Origin of the sequence: Clostridium mobile, from assembly GCF_018918285.1 — a bacterium.
GTDB classification, from domain to species: domain Bacteria; phylum Bacillota; class Clostridia; order Clostridiales; family Clostridiaceae; genus Clostridium_AW; species Clostridium_AW mobile.
In genome coordinates this window covers 637,569-658,305 of sequence record NZ_JAHLQF010000003.1, presented here as the reverse complement: position 1 = coordinate 658,305, position 20,737 = coordinate 637,569, and the positions used below count along the sequence as shown (strand labels likewise).

Annotated in this window: 20 protein-coding genes and 1 riboswitch; of the genes, 1 reads left to right on the top strand and 19 read right to left on the bottom strand. The window is 32.0% G+C overall.

What is annotated here, in order from left to right; translation table 11 throughout:
* Positions 1-13 precede the first annotated feature (13 nt).
* The 14 genes from KQI86_RS14850 to KQI86_RS14785 all read right to left on the bottom strand — a co-directional run bounded on the left by KQI86_RS14850 (position 14) and on the right by KQI86_RS14785 (position 13,811).
* Entirely contained in the window at positions 14-646 is a 633-nt protein-coding gene (locus tag KQI86_RS14850; RefSeq protein WP_216440129.1) for a precorrin-8X methylmutase, read from the bottom strand.
* A complete protein-coding gene (locus KQI86_RS14845; RefSeq protein WP_216440128.1) occupies positions 643-1,950 on the bottom strand; it encodes a cobyrinic acid a,c-diamide synthase CobB in 1,308 nt (435 codons plus the stop codon). The genes KQI86_RS14850 and KQI86_RS14845 overlap by 4 nt, the downstream gene beginning before the upstream one ends.
* A 15-nt stretch (positions 1,951-1,965) precedes the next feature.
* Entirely contained in the window at positions 1,966-3,234 is a 1,269-nt protein-coding gene (gene hemL / locus KQI86_RS14840) for a glutamate-1-semialdehyde 2,1-aminomutase (protein WP_216440127.1), read from the bottom strand.
* 50 nt (positions 3,235-3,284) lie between these two features.
* Positions 3,285-4,247, bottom strand: a complete 963-nt coding sequence (gene hemB, locus KQI86_RS14835) for a porphobilinogen synthase (protein WP_216440126.1) — start codon at positions 4,245-4,247, stop codon at positions 3,285-3,287.
* Between the two features lie 128 nt (positions 4,248-4,375).
* Entirely contained in the window at positions 4,376-5,836 is a 1,461-nt protein-coding gene (cobA, locus tag KQI86_RS14830; protein ID WP_216440125.1) for a uroporphyrinogen-III C-methyltransferase, read from the bottom strand.
* A 10-nt stretch (positions 5,837-5,846) separates the two neighbouring features.
* Positions 5,847-6,719 carry a hydroxymethylbilane synthase gene (gene hemC / locus KQI86_RS14825; RefSeq protein WP_216440124.1) on the bottom strand — a complete coding sequence of 291 codons (873 nt, stop codon included), beginning with the start codon at positions 6,717-6,719 and terminating at the stop codon, positions 5,847-5,849.
* The gene (locus tag KQI86_RS14820) at positions 6,646-7,368 is read right to left on the bottom strand and encodes an NAD(P)-dependent oxidoreductase (RefSeq protein ID WP_216440123.1); all 723 of its coding nucleotides are present in this window, start codon (positions 7,366-7,368) and stop codon (positions 6,646-6,648) included. Before KQI86_RS14820 ends, hemC begins: the two co-directional genes overlap by 74 nt.
* Positions 7,326-8,522 (bottom strand): glutamyl-tRNA reductase, encoded by a 1,197-nt coding sequence (gene hemA / locus KQI86_RS14815; protein ID WP_216440122.1) that lies wholly within the window; start codon positions 8,520-8,522, stop codon positions 7,326-7,328. Before hemA ends, KQI86_RS14820 begins: the two co-directional genes overlap by 43 nt.
* Positions 8,523-8,546: 24 nt before the next feature.
* Positions 8,547-9,248, bottom strand: a complete 702-nt coding sequence (locus KQI86_RS14810; RefSeq protein WP_216440121.1) for a CbiQ family ECF transporter T component — start codon at positions 9,246-9,248, stop codon at positions 8,547-8,549.
* Positions 9,211-9,510 carry an energy-coupling factor ABC transporter substrate-binding protein gene (locus tag KQI86_RS14805; RefSeq protein WP_216440120.1) on the bottom strand — a complete coding sequence of 100 codons (300 nt, stop codon included), beginning with the start codon at positions 9,508-9,510 and terminating at the stop codon, positions 9,211-9,213. The genes KQI86_RS14810 and KQI86_RS14805 overlap by 38 nt, the downstream gene beginning before the upstream one ends.
* Positions 9,511-10,233, bottom strand: coding sequence for an energy-coupling factor ABC transporter permease (locus tag KQI86_RS14800; RefSeq protein ID WP_216440119.1), 723 nt, complete (start codon positions 10,231-10,233; stop codon positions 9,511-9,513).
* A gap of 18 nt (positions 10,234-10,251) precedes the next feature.
* Positions 10,252-11,346, bottom strand: coding sequence for a pyridoxal phosphate-dependent aminotransferase (locus tag KQI86_RS14795; RefSeq protein ID WP_216440118.1), 1,095 nt, complete (start codon positions 11,344-11,346; stop codon positions 10,252-10,254).
* A 3-nt stretch (positions 11,347-11,349) separates the two neighbouring features.
* Positions 11,350-12,327: an adenosylcobinamide-phosphate synthase CbiB gene (gene cbiB / locus KQI86_RS14790; RefSeq protein WP_216440254.1), complete on the bottom strand. Its 978-nt coding sequence runs from the start codon at positions 12,325-12,327 to the stop codon at positions 11,350-11,352.
* 11 nt (positions 12,328-12,338) lie between these two features.
* Positions 12,339-13,811: a cobyric acid synthase gene (locus KQI86_RS14785; RefSeq protein ID WP_216440117.1), complete on the bottom strand. Its 1,473-nt coding sequence runs from the start codon at positions 13,809-13,811 to the stop codon at positions 12,339-12,341.
* Between the two features lie 207 nt (positions 13,812-14,018).
* Positions 14,019-14,192, bottom strand: a riboswitch (cobalamin riboswitch).
* A 211-nt stretch (positions 14,193-14,403) separates the two neighbouring features.
* On the opposite strand from KQI86_RS14785, the gene KQI86_RS14780 reads away from it, so the two are divergent.
* Positions 14,404-15,144, top strand: coding sequence for a FadR/GntR family transcriptional regulator (locus tag KQI86_RS14780; RefSeq protein ID WP_216440116.1), 741 nt, complete (start codon positions 14,404-14,406; stop codon positions 15,142-15,144).
* Positions 15,145-15,217: 73 nt separating this feature from the next.
* On the opposite strand, the gene KQI86_RS14775 is transcribed toward KQI86_RS14780, so the two are convergent.
* Genes KQI86_RS14775 through KQI86_RS14755 form a run of 5 tightly spaced genes read right to left on the bottom strand, consistent with a single transcriptional unit; the run spans position 15,218 to position 20,508 of the window.
* Entirely contained in the window at positions 15,218-16,156 is a 939-nt protein-coding gene (locus tag KQI86_RS14775) for an AEC family transporter (RefSeq protein ID WP_216440115.1), read from the bottom strand.
* A 14-nt stretch (positions 16,157-16,170) separates the two neighbouring features.
* Entirely contained in the window at positions 16,171-17,436 is a 1,266-nt protein-coding gene (locus tag KQI86_RS14770; protein ID WP_216440114.1) for a Glu/Leu/Phe/Val family dehydrogenase, read from the bottom strand.
* Between the two features lie 11 nt (positions 17,437-17,447).
* On the bottom strand, positions 17,448-17,816 hold the full coding sequence (locus KQI86_RS14765; protein ID WP_216440113.1) for a DUF1667 domain-containing protein: 369 nt from the start codon (positions 17,814-17,816) through the stop codon (positions 17,448-17,450).
* The gene (locus KQI86_RS14760) at positions 17,813-19,054 is read right to left on the bottom strand and encodes an NAD(P)/FAD-dependent oxidoreductase (protein ID WP_246582821.1); all 1,242 of its coding nucleotides are present in this window, start codon (positions 19,052-19,054) and stop codon (positions 17,813-17,815) included. The genes KQI86_RS14765 and KQI86_RS14760 overlap by 4 nt, the downstream gene beginning before the upstream one ends.
* Positions 19,054-20,508, bottom strand: coding sequence for an NAD(P)/FAD-dependent oxidoreductase (locus KQI86_RS14755; RefSeq protein WP_216440112.1), 1,455 nt, complete (start codon positions 20,506-20,508; stop codon positions 19,054-19,056). Before KQI86_RS14755 ends, KQI86_RS14760 begins: the two co-directional genes overlap by 1 nt.
* Positions 20,509-20,737: the final 229 nt, after the last annotated feature.

Below are 20,737 nucleotides of genomic sequence, written 5' to 3'. Positions count from 1 at the left end.
AGTCAATGATGCCTTATTCTCTATCTACAACCATATACATTAATGCATTAACTATGGCAGCCGCCACATTGCTTCCACCTTTTCTTCCTCTAATTGTAACCATCGGGATTGAAAGTTGCTTTTCAGCCTCTTCTTTTGATTCTGCTGCCCCTACAAAACCTACTGGTGCTCCAATTATAAATTTAGGGTTAGCTTTCCCCTCTTTAGTAAGTTCTATAAGCTTGTACAAAGCTGTAGGTGCATTACCAAAAACAAAAACTTCTACTCCATCCTCTACTGCTTTTTCAATCCCAGCCATAGAACGAGTTATCCCTCTTTCCTTAGCAATCTTTGCCACGTCTTCATTTGAAACATAACATTCTACAGAACAGTTTAATTTCTTTAATGCAGCTTTATTTATACCTGATTTAGCCATATTTGTATCTGTATATATTTTAACTCCCTTTGCAAGCAACTCTTTACCTGCTTCTATTGCCCCTTCTCTTATATACACAATATTTTTATAATCAAAATCTCCTGTAGTGTGTATTGTTCTTTTAACTATTTTTAATTCTTCCTCTGTGAAGTTATGTTCTCCCATTTCTTCACCTATAATTTCAAAGCTTCTTTCTTCTATTTCCATAGGTTTCTTTATGTAATCCATCATTTTTCACCGCTCCTTTTTAATAGAACTTTTAAAAACTCCATATTTCCAAAAAAGTGTATATGGGGATAAGCAGCTAAAGTATTACTTTTTAAATATCCACAACTCCACTCTTTAATACTTCCATCATATATTTCTTTAGTCAATTTATATACTTTATCATCATTTAGCGTAACATAAGATTTATGAAACTCATGACAGTTTATACTTAAATCATTGCATTCCAACTTTGCATAGCCAAAATTTTGAAGAGATTTTGTCATTATAGCATTTCCATTAAAAAATCCCACTGTTTTTTCTTCCTCTAACCCGTTGTCTATGGATTCTGTTAGATACATAAGTCCACCACATTCAGCATAACAGTGCAACCCTTTATTTAATCTTTCTCTAATACTATTTAGCATAGTTGTGTTTCCACTTAATTCCTTTAAAAATACTTCTGGATAACCTCCCCCTATATATAAAAAGTCTATATTTTCTGGGAGCTCTTTATCCTTTAATGGGCTAAAATAAACTATTTCTCCTGCTTCAGCTAGCAACTCTAGATTTTCTCTATAATAAAAGCTAAAAGCCTTATCCATAGGTACTCCTATCTTTAGATGCATGTTTTCTATATGAAAATCATCTTCATATTTAGGAGTGCCTTTGAAGTATTTTAATAGCTCTTCTAAATTCACATTATTTAATATATATTCGCTGCATAAATCTATTTTCTCTTCTAAATCTTCAATTTCGCTACTTTGAATTAAACCTAAGTGTCTACTTTTTATAGATAACTTTTCATCCTTTGGAATATAGCCAAAGACTTCAATTTTACAGTTATACTCAATGGATGCCTTTAAAAGCTTATAGTATTTTTCACCAATATTATTTAGTATTACTCCACAAATATTTACATTGCCAAAGTTTTTTAATCCATTTATCTCAGCACATAATGTAGCCACTTGTGCCTTAGGTGATAACACTAATACTACTGGTAAATCTAACACTTCTGACACATGAGCTGTGGAATATTTAGAGTCTATTCCCTTTCCATCGTAAAGTCCCATAACCCCTTCTATAACACCTAAATCTCCCTTTCCTCTAGAGTAAGAAGCTTTTACTCCCTCCTCACCCATAAGGAATATATCTAAGTTTCTGGAAGGTTTTTTAGCTATTCTACTTTGAAAAGCTGTATCTATATAATCTGGCCCTACTTTATATCCTTGAACATCAAATCCTTTTTTCATTAAAGCTTTAATCAATCCGAGGGTAATGGTGGTTTTCCCTCCACCACTACTGTTGGATGAAACAATAATACTCTTCATATTAACACCTGTTTTCTAGAACTTTCTCATTAGTTCTAAGAATTTTTCTATTTCAGCTTCACTATGCTTAACCCCTATGAACATAGCTTCAAACTGTGAAGGTGATATGTACATTCCACCATTTATCATGTGATGAAAGAACCTTCCATATAGCGCTGTATCACAGGTTTTAGCATCTTCGTAATCTACAACACTCTCTTTCTCTGTAAAGAAAGGCGTCATCATGGATCCACATCTATTTATAACTAAGGATATTCCTTTTTCCTTAGCTACTTCTTCCATACCCATTTTAAGAGTGTTAGCTAACTTTTCAACATGATCATAATAATGTAAATTATTATATAGCTTAGTTAAGGTAGCATATCCTGCTGCCATCACCACTGGGTTACCTGACATAGTTCCCGCCTGATACACAGGTCCCATAGGAGATAGGTTTTCCATTATCTCTCTTTTACCACCGTATGCTCCACAAGGAAGTCCTCCTCCCATAATCTTAGCAAAGGTGGTTAAGTCAGGAACTACTCCATAAAGGCTTTGTGCTCCTTTATAAGCTACTCTAAATCCAGTCATTACTTCATCAAAAATTAATAATGCTCCATACTCATCACAAACTTTTCTTAGTCCTTCTAAGAACTCTTTAGTTCCAGGTATAACCCCCATATTACCAGCCACTGGTTCAACTATGACTCCTGCTATATCATCACCATATTTAACAAATAAGTCTCTTACACTTTGGATATCATTGTATTTGGCAATTAAAGTGTTTTCTATGCTACTCTTTGGTACCCCTGGAGAACCTGGAATTCTTTCTGTAAGTACTCCTGATCCTGCTTCTACTAAAAATCCATCGAAGTGTCCATGATAACATCCAGCAAATTTTACTATCTTATCTTTTTTTGTATATCCTCTTGCAAGTTTTACAGCACTCATGGTAGCTTCCGTACCTGAATTCACCATTCTAACCATATCTACATTATCTAATGTATTTACCATATGTCTTGCAAGTAATAATTCCACTTCCGTTGGTGCTCCAAAAGTTAGGGCATTATCTACCATATCTTTTATAGCTTTTACTACATCCTTATCATTATGTCCTAATATCATCGGTCCCCAAGATGCTATAAAGTCTATGTATTCATTTCCATCTTCATCAAATATATGTGAACCTTCACCTTTTTTCATTACTGGAGGATTTATTGTAACATTTGTAAATGCTCTAACAGGGCTATTAACTCCCCCTGGCATATATTTTTTTGACTCTTCAAATATCTCTAAGTTTCTCATTTAAAACACCCCTTCTTTCCTATTCTCCATTTTCAATTATCAATTCTCCATTATTTAAGCCATTTAGCCGCATCAAGAGCATAGTAGGTTATGATCATATCTGCTCCTGCTCTTTTCATGGATAAAAGCATTTCAAGTGCTATTTTCTTCTCATCTATTAATCCCATTTTTGCAGCAGCTTTAACCATAGAGTATTCTCCGCTCACACTATAAGCTGCTATTGGCATATGGGTTTTATCCTTAGCCCATCTTATTACATCTAAATAAGATAGGGCAGGTTTTACCATAATAATATCTGCTCCTTCCATGATGTCACTTTCTATTTCAAGCATGGCTTCTCTTATATTTCCTGGATCCATTTGATAGGTCTTTCTATCTCCAAATTGAGGTGTTGAATTAGCTGCCTCTCTAAAAGGACCATAAAAAGCTGAACAATATTTAGCACTATAAGACATTATTGGAATGTGAACATATCCGTTTTTATCTAAAGCTTCTCTTATGGCTGCAATTCTTCCGTCCATCATATCCGAAGGTGCAATCATGTCTGCTCCTGCTTTAGCATGGGATAGAGATATTCTGCACAAATAATCTAGGGTTTCATCGTTATCTACATTTTCATCATGAATTATTCCACAATGACCATGACTTGTATACTCGCACATGCACACATCGGTTATTATGTAAATATCTTTAGATAGTTCTCTAATTTTTCTTATTGCCTTTTGTATTATTCCATTATCATTATAGCTTTCACTACCAACTTCATCTTTATGATCCGGTATACCAAATAGAATTATTCCCTTAACTCCGCTCTCTTCTATTTCTTTTACTACTTCATGTAACCTATCTATGGAGTAATGGTAGTTGTTTGGAAGAGAAGTTATTTCTTTTTTTATATTTTCCCCTTCTACAACAAATAATGGGTATATAAAATCATCTGGAGTTAAAACTGTTTCCCTAACCATACTCCTTATGGCTTCATTATTTCTCAATCTTCTATGTCTATTAAACATAAATTACACTCCTTTTTTAAAATTGAGAGTTTAGAATTGAGAATTGAAAGTTATTGTAAGAATTTCATTTCACAAAATTCTGTCCTTAATTCCCAATTGTCCATTCTCAATTATCAATTGAAATAAATCTATTTATTTTCCAAAAGTTTTTTAATTATTCCTTCGTTCGAATATTCATCAGATACAGTATGTTCTATGCCATGCTTTTGAAGCTCTTTTGAAGTTATAGGGCCAATAGCTAAACATTCTTTGCTCTTTATAGCTTCCACTCCAACCATATCTATCATGTTTCTTACTATGCTTGGGCTAGTAAATAAGACTATGTTCACATTATCAAATATTTCCCCTTCAGGTAAATCCCCTTTAGCTATACTATAAGTAGTTACTTCATCTACTAAAGTTTTCTCCTCTGTCAATGCTTCAACTAAATATTCTCTAGCTTGAGCTGAACGAGGGAGAAGTATTTTATCTCCTTCTTTTACTTGAGGCTTAATTTTATTGAATAAATCCTCTGCTACAAATTCTTCTGCCATAATTTCTGGTTTTATTCCTCTTTTAATGAGAGCTTTTTCTGTAGCAGGTCCTATAACAGCAAATTTTCCTTTTATATTTCTTATGTCGTATTCTTTTTCTACTAAATAATCAAAGAATATATTTACAGCATTTACACTGGTAAAGAGTATAAAATCATATTGTGATAATTTATCCATGTATGAGTTTAAGTTTTCCCCTGTGTTTACTATCTTTATAGCATTGATTTCTGTGGTTTGTGCTCCTAAATCTCTCAACTTTTCTATAAGTTCTCCCGCCTGTTCCTTTGAGCGAGTTACACATATGTTTTTACCGAAAAGGGGCTTCTTTTCATACCAGTTAAACTTATCATTAAACTGAACCACATCACCTACAAGAATTATACAAGGGGACCCTATTCCCTTTTCTAATGCCTTTTCTTTTATGTTTTTTATAGTGCCAACTACTTTTCTTTGAAGAGAAGTAGTCCCTCTCATTATTATGGCACAAGGGGTAGATTCATCCATGCCATTTTCTAAAAGCCTTGAGGTTATTATATCTAAGTTATTGAATCCCATTAAAAATATTAGGGTTCCTCCAATTTTTGCTACTGCATTCCAATCTAAGTTAAGTTTATCTGCAGTCATTCCTGTAAATACATGAAAACCTTGAGCTATAGCTCTATGAGTAACTGGAATCCCTGCATAGTTTGGAACAGATATAGCTGAAGTTATACCTGGTATTACTTCAAACTCAATATTTTCTTCTAATAGTGATAATATTTCTTCTCCTCCACGGCCGAATACAAAAGGGTCTCCTCCTTTTATTCTTCCTACTATGTGTCCTTTTTTAGCAAGATTAACTAACATTTCATTTATTTCATCCTGGGTTTTATAGTGACATCCAGGTTCTTTGCCACAGTAATATATTTCACATTTTTCATCTAGATATTTTAATATTCCTGGTGAGGCTAATCTATCGTACATAACTGCAGTACATTTTTTTAATTTATTTATAGCTTTCAATGTGATTAACTCCTCATCTCCTGGTCCTGCTCCAATTAAATATACTTTACTCATAGTCTACCTCCTAAGCCATTTCAATTTTCTTGGCTAAATTTTTTCCTAAGTTTATAAAATCTTCTTTTTTGCCTTCTATATCTTTTTTTACTATTTTTCCATTGACTTCAAAGATTCCTACCATATATAACATATCACCTTTAATTATTGCATTAGCTCCTATGGTGGAATGGCAATCTCCTTTTAACTCTCTCATAAAGCTTCTTTCAGCTTCTACACAAATTCTACTTTCTTCATGATCTATATGCTTAACATATTCATAAGCTTCTGATCCTACCTTTGTTTCCACACCTAGTGCCCCTTGTCCTATAGCTGGCACCATCTCCGTAACCTCAAAATAATTTGTTACTACATCTTCCATTCCAAGTCTATTTAATCCGGCGGAAGCGAGTACAGTTCCATGCAAATTTAATTCTTTTATTTTTCTTATTCTAGTCTGTACATTTCCTCTTATTGGCACTATCTCTACATCTGGTCTTAAAAGTTTTAACTGTGAAGCTCTTCTTCTGCTACTAGTTCCAACCTTAGCTCCCTCTGGCAAATCCATAAAAGGAGTCCCATCTGCAGATATAAATACATCTCTTACATCTTCTCTTTTCGGTATTGCGGCTATTTGAAATTCTTCTAGTATTTCATAAGGCATGTCTTTCATGCTGTGTACTGCAATATGAGCTTTATCCTCTAATAGAGCCATTTCTATCTCTTTAATAAATAGCCCTTTACCTCCAATTTTATCTAAGGTTTTATCTAATATTTTATCTCCTAAGGTTTCAATTAGTAACTTTTCACATTCTACATTATTCTTTTCTTTAATCATATCTATTATTAAATCCGTTTGAGTCTGTGCTAGGATACTTTTTCTCGTAGCTAAAATTAATTTCAATTTCATTACCTCCATAAAACATTTTTAACACTTTATTATGGACATTTTTTTCAAAAAAGAAATAAAAGTCATCTGTGTTTACAAAGTTTGTTATTTCATTTTTCAAAGGATTATCCTTTAAACTATTTCTTAATTTACAACAGTAGTCCACAAAATCGTCATATGCCTTAGCTACATCTGTCAACTTATTAGTCAAGTAAACAGAAGTCTTAGGACTACCTTCCTTAGTATTTAGTGAAAGATTTATATATCTAGTTTTTCTTTGACAAGGTACTAAGAACATTCCCCTTCTAAACTCACTGGAATCGGAGTAGAGCTTACAATACTTTTCACAATGTTTTTTTATTAATTCCCTTGTATTATTATCATCTATAGCTATTATTACTAAATGATAATTTAATATATAATCTTGTTTATAATCATCTCTTATGAATTCAATATTATGACTACCCTTTAACTCATCAAAGCTATTGGTGAATTCCTTAGAAAGCATGGTCACCATACATCCATTCTTTATAAAAGTCTTAGCTTTTATAAAGCCTGCCCTTCCTCCACCTATAATCAATACCCTTATCTTATTGGATATTAATGAAATATTAGTGTAGTCTATTTGGTATTGTAAAATATTCTTTGAATTATATTCAGGCATTCCTCATACCTGCCTTTCAATTGTTCTTCTTTTAATACTTCTATTGCTCTATTTACATAGGCATCAGAGGTGCTTTTTAATAACATTTCAGCTAACATCTCTTTATCCTTAGTTTTTAATTTATTCTTAAAGGTCTTATATCTCTTTCTATATACAACTTCTCCACATTCTTTTAGTTTCTCTATTTGAGGAGATATTTCTCTTATCTTTTGCCAATCCTTAAAATCATTGATGTACTTGTCTAAAATATATTTATTTTCTTCCATCTGTAATTTTCTTTTCTGACAATTCTCATCGTTTAATAAACTAATTTTATCTATATCGTATACCTGAATATTATTAATCTTTTCTATTCCCTCTTCCACATCTCTAGGTACCGCTAAATCAAAAATCACCAATTCCTTTTCTGACATATCATTCTTATGTACCACTGGGTGTGGTGCAGAGGTTGAACATATTATGCAATCTACATCTTTATAAAATTTCTGTCTTTCATTAAAAGGTATTGCCTTTACCCTGCTATCTTCTATTTCAACAAGAGAAGGGTTTCTAAGGGATATATATAATTTATTAAAACTGCCAGACATTATATATTTACAGGCTAAACTACCAATTTCTCCATAGCCAAGAACCATAAAATTCTTTGCACCTAGGCGTCTACCTTCATTTACTGCTATAGACGCAGAGGAAACAGGTATAGTGTATAACTTAGATTTAAATCTAAATTCCTTTCCACAGGTTATTGCCATTTGAAATAGTTTTTGAACCTCTCTTTTTATAGTTTTATTTTTTAGTGCTATTTCATAGGCATCTTTAACTTGACCTAAGATTTGATCTTCACCTAAAATTGAAGAATAGAATCCGCATACCACGTTCATCATGTAATCTACAGCTTCATCATCTTTATGGAAAAATGTATATTTTATATATTCTTTACTCCAGTTTAATCTTTCAAAAATTTCATCAATTATTTCACCATAGTCTTTTTGGGTGGAAAAATATACTTCTGTTCTATTACAAGTACTAAGTATTAATACCTCGTCACAAATTTCATTAAGCTTCAAAAGATAATCTTCATAACGTTTTGGTATTATACTTAACTTTTCCCTTATATCTAGCTTTATATTATTTCTGATACCAATAACTCCTATCATTCTCTTTCACTCCATAAAGTTCAATTATTTTAAATATATCGCAAGAAAAATTAATATAAAATTATATATACATATAAATATAAATCTCTTATAAGAAAAATTAAAGTCTATGGCAATGTAAGGAGTATATCCTCTGTAACATCTGCTATCTAACCCATCCTTTATATTTTTCCATCTCTCCATAGTATTCACAAAAAGTAATGCCGCTATTTTACCCGTACTTTTTATTTTTGAGGAAAATCCATCAAATCCTCCCCTTGATTTCATTGCGTTGTGCATAATATTATATTCATCATCTAATATCATTAAAAATCTTTCCATAGATTTTGCAATATCGCATATATCCGTTAACCACTTATTTTTAGAAAAATAATATAATATGTGTTCTATAGGAGTAGTTAAAGTAAAAAAAGAAAGACTTAATCCAGAAAATAAACATTTCAATATAATGACATATACATATTTAAGTCCATAGTCAAAAATGAAAGTTAACGACGAAAAAGCAGCAAAGGCTGCTATTTTAAAAGCAAAATTAGCTACAATTTTCATATTATTTTTTATGATAATATGCATTAAAAAAAATATCATTATATTACCAAAAATTACCATAGGATTATATATAAACCCCATGATAATTATTGGTAATATAGTCATAAATATTTTTTCTAAAGGATGAATATAGGTTAATTTATTTCTCTTCGACAGCGCAATTACTAACTTTAGCATTTTTCTTCTTTCCTATATAATACCCCATGAATCCTGCTCCTATAGCAGCTTGAGCTGCAAACAATAAACTTTCTATTTCCCCTGAAGGTGGTTCCCATAATGCTGAAAACCATGGTTCATAATCCCCTCTTGTTTCAGCTATTACATCTTCTATCATTCCATCTGCGCCTTCGAACTCTCCGCCTCTCATGCTACCTATAGCCAAAGAACCTATTATAACTATAAAGCATGCAATTAATAATGATACTGTTCTCTTTTTCAATTATTTCACCCCGCTAAGTACTTCTATTTCTTTAGAAGAATATTTTTCAATAAATTCAAAAATTATTACTGTAAGCAATCCTTCTACTATAGCTAAAGGAATCTGAGTTATAGAAAATATTGAAAAGAATTTTCCAAAAGAAGCTATTATTCCACCTTGCTGTGCTGGGAAAGCTAAAGCTAACTGCACTGAAGTAACAAAATATGTTGCTAAATCACCTATTGCTGCTGCTAAAAACACCCCTAGTTTTTTATTTTTATTTTTTAATGCAGTGTATATTAAGTAGGAAACTATTGGTCCAACTACGGCCATTGAAACCACGTTAGCGCCAAGAGTTGTTATTCCTCCATGGGCTAAAAATATAGCTTGGAACACAAGAACTATCAATCCTACTACTGAAGATATAAAAGGTCCAAAAATTATAGCTGAAAGCCCTGTTCCTGTTGGATGAGAACAACTTCCTGTAACTGAAGGTATTTTCATAGCTGAAAGTATAAATGCATATGCAGCTACAAGACCTAAAAGCATTTTAATATCTTTATTTTTACTAGTGCTTTCTTTAATCCCCTTTATCCCCATTATTACAAATGGAAGAGCAATTACAAAATAAATTCCCGACCACATCGGTGGCAAAAATCCTTCTGCTATGTGCATGGCTGATGCACTTGACGTCATTGTAAACACCATAGCCATCATCATAAATAATGTAAACTTTTTACTCATTTATAACCCTCCTATAGATTATATATTAATTTTTTTTAGTACCTGTAATAATTTATCGTTGTTCAATCTATCTTTGATTGCAAATCTTACATAGCTTTTATTAAGTCCAATATAATTATTGCATTTTCTTATGACTATTCCTCTTTCTAGTGAATACTCGTATAATCTATCGCAATCAATATTTTTTAGTTTACATAAAATATAGTTTCCATGGGTATCAAATACCTTTTCTATAATATCTAATTTCTTTAGTTCTCCTTTTAGATACTCTCTCTCTACTTTAATCCACTTTATTGATTTATTGATATAATTTCTATCTTTAAGTACATATTTAACTGCTAGCTCTGCAAAAGCATTTATGTTCCACGGATTTTGCTTTTCTTTTAATTTATCTATAAATTCCCCATCTGAAGAAATTCCATAGCCAAATCTTATTCCAGGCATGGCATAAAATTTTGTTATAGCTCTTATTATAAATAGAGATTTATAATCTTTTAACTGATAAATAAAGCTGTCTTTATGCTTTCCTGTAAATTCTACAAAAGCCTCATCTATTATTATTTTCTTGCCTTCTTTTTCACAACGCTCTATTATTGGCAAGAACTTTTCTTTGTCTATTATCCCACCATTAGGATTGTTGGGATTTCCTATGATTATAGCTTCTACACTGTGTAAATTTTTAGCTATAGCTTCATAGTCATATTCCATATCTTCATTTAATGAAACACATACTATATCCACTCCCCACTTCTCAGCACTCTCATAATACTCACCAAAGGATGGGGTAATTATCATAATGCTTTTGAAACTGGATATAGTTAAATCAATTATTTCTGCTGCTCCATTGCCCAGTATAAAATCTTCTTCATGAACTAATTCTAAACTTCTATCTCCATCCCCAAATAATATCTCTACATTATTTATATACTCTTTTAAATCTGCTCTTAGTTGTCTATATTGAAGATCTGGATATCTTGTTATATTTAAAATCCCTTCATTTAAATTATCTATAAACCCCTTAGGTACACCTAATGGATTTATATTAGAACTAAAATCTATTAATTCTTTCCCCTTTAATATTCCTTCTGTATAAACATCTCCACCATGTTGCACTGGTTACACTCCCTTTATGTTTAAAGTTAAAATCACTATACCAAATGCTATTAAAAATAGTACTTCTGATGCAAACATTAATTTTATGCTTCCAAATATATGGTTATAGTTTAAATCTACTTTTTTATCTCCTATAGTTGGCTTATATACCACTTTTCCAAAGTAAGTATTAGTACCACCTACTTGTATACCCATGGCCCCTGCTGCTGCTCCTTCTGGATAAGCACAATTGGGACTTTTATGATTCTTCCTGTCCCTAATCATCACTTTAAAAGATTCTATAATATTTCCACCAACCACTGGGGAAGATAAGCCTATTAAAATCCCTGAAAATCTAGCAGGAATATAATTAAAAACATCATCTACCTTCGCTGGAAAAAATCCTATATTAATAAATCTTTCATCCATATATCCAAGCATTGAATCCATGGTATTTATGCCTTTATACATCATAGCCAGTGGAGCCCCTCCTACTAATCCATATAAAAGTGGAGCAATTACTCCGTCTGCTGTGTTTTCTGCCACAGTTTCAATGTCAGCTCGTATTATTTCATCCTCCATTAGAGACTTTGTATCCCTACCTACAATGTAGGATAATTTTAATCTAGCATCTTCTATATCTTCATTTTTCAAAGCATGGTACACCTTAATAGCTTCATTTTTCAAACACTTAGCTGAAAGAGTTGTCCATAAAATAAATACGTTTAATACATGATATATCCATTGATTACCCTTAGTTAGATATAATAGGCTGTAGGGAATTAAAAAAGATATTGTGGCAACTATCATAACGATAAATCCACCAAAAACTTTTAACCCTTTACCATTTTCAATATACTTTCTTCCTTTTTTCTCTAAATAACTTATTAACTTTCCTATGTAAATAACAGGATGCGGAAACCAATAAGGATCTCCTATAATCCAATCTATTATTACTGCTAAAGTTAAATCAATAAAATTATTTAATAAAAACGAAACTATGGTAATCACCTCTACCTATTTATTCCCATGATTCTATATAAGTTTTCAATATCTATATTTTTTCTAACTAAGTCTGCTAGTTCATCTAGATTTTTTTCTCTAAGATTTTCGTAGTGAAGAGACTCTCTCTCCTTTAGTCCCTTAGCTACTCTCACTTTATTTAATGTTCTTTCTCTAAATTCAATTCCATCAAATAGACCATGGATATAAGTACCCATTATATTTTCTCTATCATTTATTGCCCCATCTATTCTATTTACATCTTTTCCATTTTCATCATAAATAGTAAACATTGGAGTTGCATTGTTTCCATAGTTTGAAATACCCATATGTATTTCATAACCATATACCTCTCCATAATTTCCTTTAGCTTTTACTCTAGTGGTAACTTTTTCCTTTTCAAAGGTTGTTTCAATGTCCAAAAGTCCCATTCCATTAACTTCTTCGTTATCTGTTTCCACTCCATATGGATCTTTCAAAACATTACCAAGCATTTGATAACCGCCACATACTCCGATGACAAGTCCCTCTTTTGAGTATTCTTTAATCAAGTCTTCTAATCCACACTCTCTTAAAACTAATAAATCATCTATGGTATTCTTAGTTCCAGGAATTATCAATAAATCCGGATTACCGAAATTTTCTTTTGCTGTTATGTATCTTATAGATACATCTTCCTCAACCTTTAAGGCATCAAAATCTGTAAAATTTGAAATATGAGGTAGTTTTATAACTGCAACATCTAAGTCCGCTTTTTTATTCTTATTAAAATCTACTGCTCCATCCTCATCCTCTAAATCTAAAGTAAAGTGAGGAACTACTCCTACGCAAGGTATTTTAATTATGTCTTCTAGCATTTTTACCCCTGGTTTTAATATTTCTATATCCCCTCTAAATTTATTTATTATAGTACCTTTTACTCTCTTTCTTTCTTCCTCAGTAAGCAGTAACATAGTACCTGCAAGGGAAGCGAAAACTCCACCTTTATCAATATCTCCAGCTAAAAGTACTGGAGCATCTACCATTTCAGCAAATCCCATATTTACTATATCTCTATCTCTTAAGTTTATTTCTGCTGGGCTTCCTGCTCCTTCAATAACTATTATGTCAAACTGTTTTTCTATATCTTCAAATTGAGTTTTCAATTTTTCAGCAAAGTCTAATTTCATATTATGATATTCCATGGCTGTACTATTTCCATAGACTTTTCCATTGAATATTATTTGACATTTCTTATCGCTAGTAGGTTTTAACAATATAGGATTCATATAGGCTTCTGGTTCTAATCCCGCTGCATAAGCTTGAAGAACTTGGGCTCTACCCATTTCTAAGCCATCATGAGTTATGTATGAATTTAATGACATGTTTTGTGATTTATATGGACAAACAGAATATCCATCCTGTTTAAATATTCTGCATAACGCAGTGACTAAAATACTTTTTCCTACTGAGGAACCTGTCCCCTGAATCATTATCTTTGCCAATTTTAACACCTCTTTAGTAAAAATAGGCTGTGTTCTAGAGTTTGATAGGAGAATTCTGTTCTAGGAGGTCTAGATTAATCTAAGAACACAGCATTCAATATATAATATATAAAAATAGCAGACGAACTGCTCGCCTGCTGATGGAAACCATAAAAAAAGACCGACAAAAGCCGGAATCATTTATTAAGATCCTTTCCCGCCGAAAGCTCATTCTCTAAAATTCAGGCAGGTCTCCTGGCTCATGATTCTTCCTCTCCTTCTCCTTCCTCTCACGAGTGGACATTGAAGGTTCGTCATCAATTACAGTAGCGGGGGCTGCTGTGGAATTCAACCACATTCCCTTTTCACCTAATACTAGGCACCTGAAATTATGTATTCATTTATCATAATTAGTGTACTACACACTCTATAATTTGTCAATATAATTCAATTTTCTAAATGTATATTATTCAGAGCATTATTTCAACCAATATATCCTTGTTTATACAAAATATAAAAGATCCTACTGTTCCTACTATTGGTGTTAGTATAATATAGTGTTAGTATAATATTATGCACAAGTTTATACAAATACATTAATGAGGTGATCACCATGAATAAAATAGATATCAAACCTGTTAAGAGTAAAAAAACCTATTTTCAAATAATTGAGACCTTTATTCATTTAATCATTGATAATCAACTTGAATACGGAGAACGATTATATAACGAAGCAGAATTGATGGAAATTTTAAACGTCAGTCGACCAACCCTGCGTGAAGCCTTAAGGGTTATGGAGTTTTTAGGAATCGTTATAGTATCACCAAGAAAGGGAATTGTCATTAGTGATCCAAAAAACAATAACTACTATTTGCCACTTACCTATATTTTAGCCTTTGAAAAAACAAGTAACACAGATCTTTTTGAACTTAGAATGGCTATAGAACTAGAGATGGTAGGCCTTGCAGCATCTAGAGGAACGGAAGAAGACTTCGCTAAGATAAAATGTCTTTTTGATGAAATGGTTAGTCTTCCTCGTGGAGATATCAAAAATTTTACTAAATTAGATCAATTGTTTCATATGAGTATTTTAAATTGTGCTAAAAATGACCTATGTTCTAAATTAATGTATACTCTTAATACATTAATTTATGATCAATTGGAGCAAATACATACAGCTTTAACAAATGATGATAGAAAAAACACCATAAAAAAACACCATCGCATATATGAGGCACTTATAAATAGGGATGAAGAACTGGCACGTGAAGCCATGAGAGATCATCTAGAACATGCCTATGGTGTCACTAGACAACTCCCAAGTGTTTTTTATAATACCTTCAAAAGAAAATAAATTTTCATAAAAACCTTCTTTCCACATAAAATGAAAAGAAGGTTTTTTCTTATTTATAGCTATAAATTTTATTTTACTGAAGAAGTATTTTATATATAGGAATTATAAATAAACTTAATATAGTAGTTATAGTGATCATGATAGCAGCATATTCATAATCTGCGTCATAAAATTTAGATACTATAGCAGTATTAGTCATTACTGGCATAGCAGCTTGAATAATAAATACTTTTGTCATAAGTCCAGGCAAGGGGAAAACTTTACATAGCAGCACTACCATTAAAGGTGATATTATAAATCTTCCCAATAGAATTCCCCAAACATTTTTATCAAAACGCATTCCTTTTAAATTTACATGATATATTGTATTTCCTATGAACATCATAGATAAAGGAGTAGTTGTATTTCCTAAATATTTACAAGTATCCATTATAAATTTAGGTACAGGGATAGCTAAAAGTATTAATATTATAGCTACTATAAATCCCATTAAAGGAGGTGAAAATATTCTTTTTATAGTAGTAATGGATAAAAACGACTTAGACTCACCTTTTCCATCTTTACTTATTTCAAAAACGCCTATAGTCCAAAAGAATGTAGTATTAGCTATATAGTATAACAAAACATATGGAATACTTTCTGGGCCAAATAAAGCTAGGTTAACTGGTAATCCAATAAATATAGTATTAGACACGAAAAACATAGATAAAAAAGATCCACGTCTATTGGGAGTAATATTAAAAATCTTTATAAATATCTTACCAAATAAATAAGTAATAGCTATGGAAAGAAACGGAACTATAAGTCCTCTCCCTAGGCTTAAGAGTTTTTCCCTATCAAAATCGTTCATAAGATTATTAATCATCATAGCTGGTAGAGATACGTTTATAACGATTTTCGAAAATAATTGAGCCCCTGAGTCATCAATCCATTTTTTTTGGGTTAAAAAATACCCAATAGATATCATTATAACAATACTAAATATACTGCCAAAAGCAGTTAAAAGTTCCATAAAAAATCCCCCTTTTAATACCACCCTCTATACTTCATCGCTTCCGCCAACTTTTTTATAGCATACATATAAGCAGCATTTCTCATATTACAATTAAACTTTTCTTTCATACTCCAAACATTATTAAAGGCATCTACTAAGAATTCTTCTTCTTTCTCTTTAACATGTTCTTCATTCCAGTAATAGTTATCTAGGTTTTGTACCCATTCAAAATAAGATACTATAACTCCACCTGCATTAGTTAATATATCTGGCGTAACCTCAATTCCTTTTCTCTTTAATATGTCATCAGCTACCGGTGTAAGTGGACCATTAGCTCCTTCACAAATCAATTTTGCCTTTATTAAGTCAACATTATTAATATTTATAGAATTTTCTAAAGCTGCAGGCACTAATACATCTACAGGTAAACTCCAGAATTCCTCTTCTTTTATTTCAGAACTTCCAGCAAATCCAAGCAACGTTCCTTTTTCATTAAAATAGCTTATTAATTTTTCAATATTTAATCCTCTTTCATCATGTATAGCATAAAATCCTTTTTCTCTATGCCATTCTGCTACACTCACTACTTTTCCGCCTAAATTTTCTATGCAAAGAGCAGCATTACTTCCTACATTTCCAAAACCCTGAACTGCTATAGAAGAATTATTTAGGCTTTTATTTAACTTCTTTAAAGCTTCTTTAAGAACTATAGCTATACCTAAGCCTGTGGCTTCACTTCTACCCTTAGAACCATTTAATACTACTGGCTTACCGGTAAAAGTTCCCCAAGCATTTTCTCTTGAAAGTTTATTATATTCATCTGCCATCCAGGCAATTATCTGAGCATTTGTGTTTACATCTGGAGCTGGAATGTCTAAATCTTCACCTAAAACTTCATAAAGTTTTTCAACATACCCTCTACTTAATCTTTCTAATTCACCTTTAGACAATGTTTTAGGATCTACTATAATTCCTCCTTTACCTCCACCAAAAGGAATATTAGCTATAGCACATTTAAAGGTCATCCATATGGATAATGCTTTTACTTCATCTAAATTTACCCCTTGATGAAATCTAATACCACCCTTTGTAGGACCCAGAGTATTATTATGTTGACTTCTATATCCTTTAAACACTTCTATAGATCCATCATCCATTTTAACTGGAATGTTGACCTCTATCACTCTATCAGGTTCTTTAATTAATTTATAAATACTTTCACTTAAGTTTAAGTTTTTACAAGTTTCCTTAATTATTTTTTGCACATTTTTAAGCGGATTCAACTCTTCAACAGTCATAATTTCATCTCCTAAATTTGCTTCTTGTCCACAGAGCTTGTAGCAATAATGTCTGAACCAAGACCAAGAATGTTTTCAACAATTACTTGACCAATTTTTATAGGTGCATTAATTTCTAACTTTTTAACTTCTTCTATAATATCAAATATTTTCTCTTTAGCAATAGCCTTTGTTGTCCTTACGCTAACAAGGGGCACTTCACCATTATTTACTTTTATTAGTGATGCAATTGTTCTTTTAGGGTCTTGTATTTCTTGTGTTACATATTCTTCTCCTCTTTTACACAAAGCTCCACTTACGCTTTTTATATTCTTTCCTTCTAAATCTACAGATAATTCACATCCATTAGGGCAAATTATACATGTTATTTCCTTCTTCATTGAGCTACCACCACCTTAATATTTTTCTTGTTAATAATATCTTCTTTTTTTAATATTATGTGTATCATCTCTGCAGGATTTAATTTATTAAATTTCTTTAATTTAATCACTTCTTCACCCTGTTTGATTTCTATTGCTCCATTTCTCGAAGGTTTACTTACCCTTAAGAATAGCTCCACGTCTTGTTCTCCACTTATTCTTTGTGGAACTACATTGTTAACGTTCTTATCCGTTGTTATTAAAATTTTATTTTCATTTTGTTTTTCATATCTTATATATTTTGCTGCTGCCTCTGCTAATCTTTCTCCCTCATCAGATACAAAATCCACTAAGTCATGCACATGAAGAACATTTCCAGCTGCATAAATTCCTTCGACACTTGTTTGTAGATTTTCATCTACAATTGGGCCCTTTGTTCTTTCATCAAGTTCTACTCCCGCTTTAATGGATAATTCATTTTCTGGAATAAGCCCAACAGATAGTATCAATGTGTCGCATTCATATTCTTTTTCTGTTCCTTTAATAGATTGTCCATTTGTATTTACTTCGCTTACAGTTACAGCTTTCAATCTTTCTCTACCTTTTATGTTTGTTACGGTATGATTTAAATATAGAGGAATATTGTAGTCATTTAGACATTGTTGTATGTTTCTAGGCAATCCGCTAGGATAAGGTAATTTTTCTATTACTGCAAGTACCTTCGCTCCCTCTAATGTAAGCCTTCTTGCCATTATAAGTCCGATATCTCCAGAACCTAATATCACTACTCTTTTTCCTACCATTATATTTTTTAAATTTATATAGCTTTGAGCTACACCTGCTGTGAACACACCTGCTGGCCTTGTCCCAGGTATACTAATAGCTCCTCTTGTTCTTTCTCTACACCCCATTGTTAATACAACTGCTTTGGCTTTATATTTTTTAAGTCCATCTCTTGTAACTGCTGTAACTTCCTTGTCCTTAGTAAGATTTGTTACAGTGGCCTCTGTTTGTATTTCAATATTAGCCTCTTCCACCTTTTCTATAAATCGGTTTGCATATTCAGGTCCGCTAAGAGCTTCTTTAAATCTTACTAATCCAAAACCATCATGAATACACTGTCTTAATATTCCACCAGGTTTCTTTTCTCTTTCTAATATCAAAATGTCTTCTACGCCTTTTTCTTTTAGCTTTAAAGCTGCTGCAAGTCCTGCTGGGCCTCCTCCAATGATGATTGCATCCTTTAGTATTGCTTTCATTACCTTACGCCCCCTAAAAACATTTTTCCCTTTTCTCTTGAATAGGTTACTTCATCTATTTTTTTATTTTTTTCTTTCATAATAATCTCTGCAATTCTAGTTTGGCAATATCCACCTTGACATCTTCCCATCATGGCTCTTGTTCTATACTTAATGCCAGTTACTGTATCTACTCCTAATGCATTATTTATAGCTTCTAAAATTTCTTCTTTTGTAATCATCTCACATCTACAGATAATTTCTCCATAGTCAGGATTTTGCTTTATAAGTTCAGCTTGTTTTTCCTCAGATTGCTCTGAAAACTTTAATATTCCTTGCCTTCTAGGGTTGAAATCCTTATTCTCTTTTAAGTTTTCCTTATTTTTAATTTTTTCTACTATATATTTTGCAATGGGAACTGCAGAAGTTAATCCCGGAGACTCGATTCCAATTAAGTTAATCATATTTGGCACTTTATTTCTTTCTTCTATTACAAAGTCTGCGTATCCACCTTTTTCTTTACCTACTAGCTTCGGTCTAATTCCTGAGAAATTTCTAATGAAATGTTCCCTTTTTATTTGTGGCAATATTTTCCTTCCTTCTCTCACAAGCATGTCCATAACCTCTTGTGTTGCTGAGTAATCATCATTTTCATCAATATATTGGGCACTAGGTCCAATAAATACATTACCATGAATTGAAGGAGTAAGATGGATTCCCAATCCCCCCTCTTTCTTATTAGGAACTGGATATGCTGGAATCTTAAGAAATTCACCTGCTTTTTGGTCAAGAATAAAATATTCTCCTCTACATGGATAGATTGTGTAATCTGTAATACCAACCATTCTTGCTATTTTGTCAGAATTCAATCCTGCACTATTAATTACCCACCTACCGTGATAAGTTTCTTTATTTGTGGTAATTTCATAGCATGATTCTTTTATTTCAATACCAGTTACTTCCCTTCCTAAATAAAAATCTACACCATTTTCACATGCATTTTCGGCTAATGCAATGGTATATATAAACGGATCTAATACCCCTGTCATAGGAGAATATAATGCCGCTTTTCCTTCTACATAGGGTGCCAATTCTTTAATTCTTTCTGAAGGTACAATTTCTAAACCTGGAACACCATTTCTATCCCCCTGTTCCTTTAACTCATTTAATACTTTTATATCATCTTCATCAAAACCCGTTACGAGCTTGCCCGTTCTTTTAAAGGGGATATTAAGCTCTTCTGCAATCTTGTCAAAACCTAAGCATCCTTCTACACAAAATTTAGCCATAAGGGTTTCTGGTCTGTTATTAAATCCAGCATGAAGCACCCCACTATTTCGTCCACTTGTCTCACACACTACATCCTGTTCTTTCTCTAATACACCTATTTTAAGTTCATACCTGGAAAGTTCTCTTGCAATTGCACTGCCAACTACTCCTGAGCCAATAATTATTACGTCATATTGTTTTTGCATTTTATTCACCTCTTCCTGTATTCTTAAAGCTTTTCTAGGTAGATAAGATTATATCTTTTACCTAGGATAAATAATTTTACATAGACTATTACTTTAAAGTTTATAAAATTATATTAAAAAGCATGTATGCTTAGAACTGGTTTATTAAGTTTATTTAGTATACTAAATAAACTTAACATTATTTTAACTCTATGGAAATATCTTGTCAATTTATTTTCAAAATATTCCG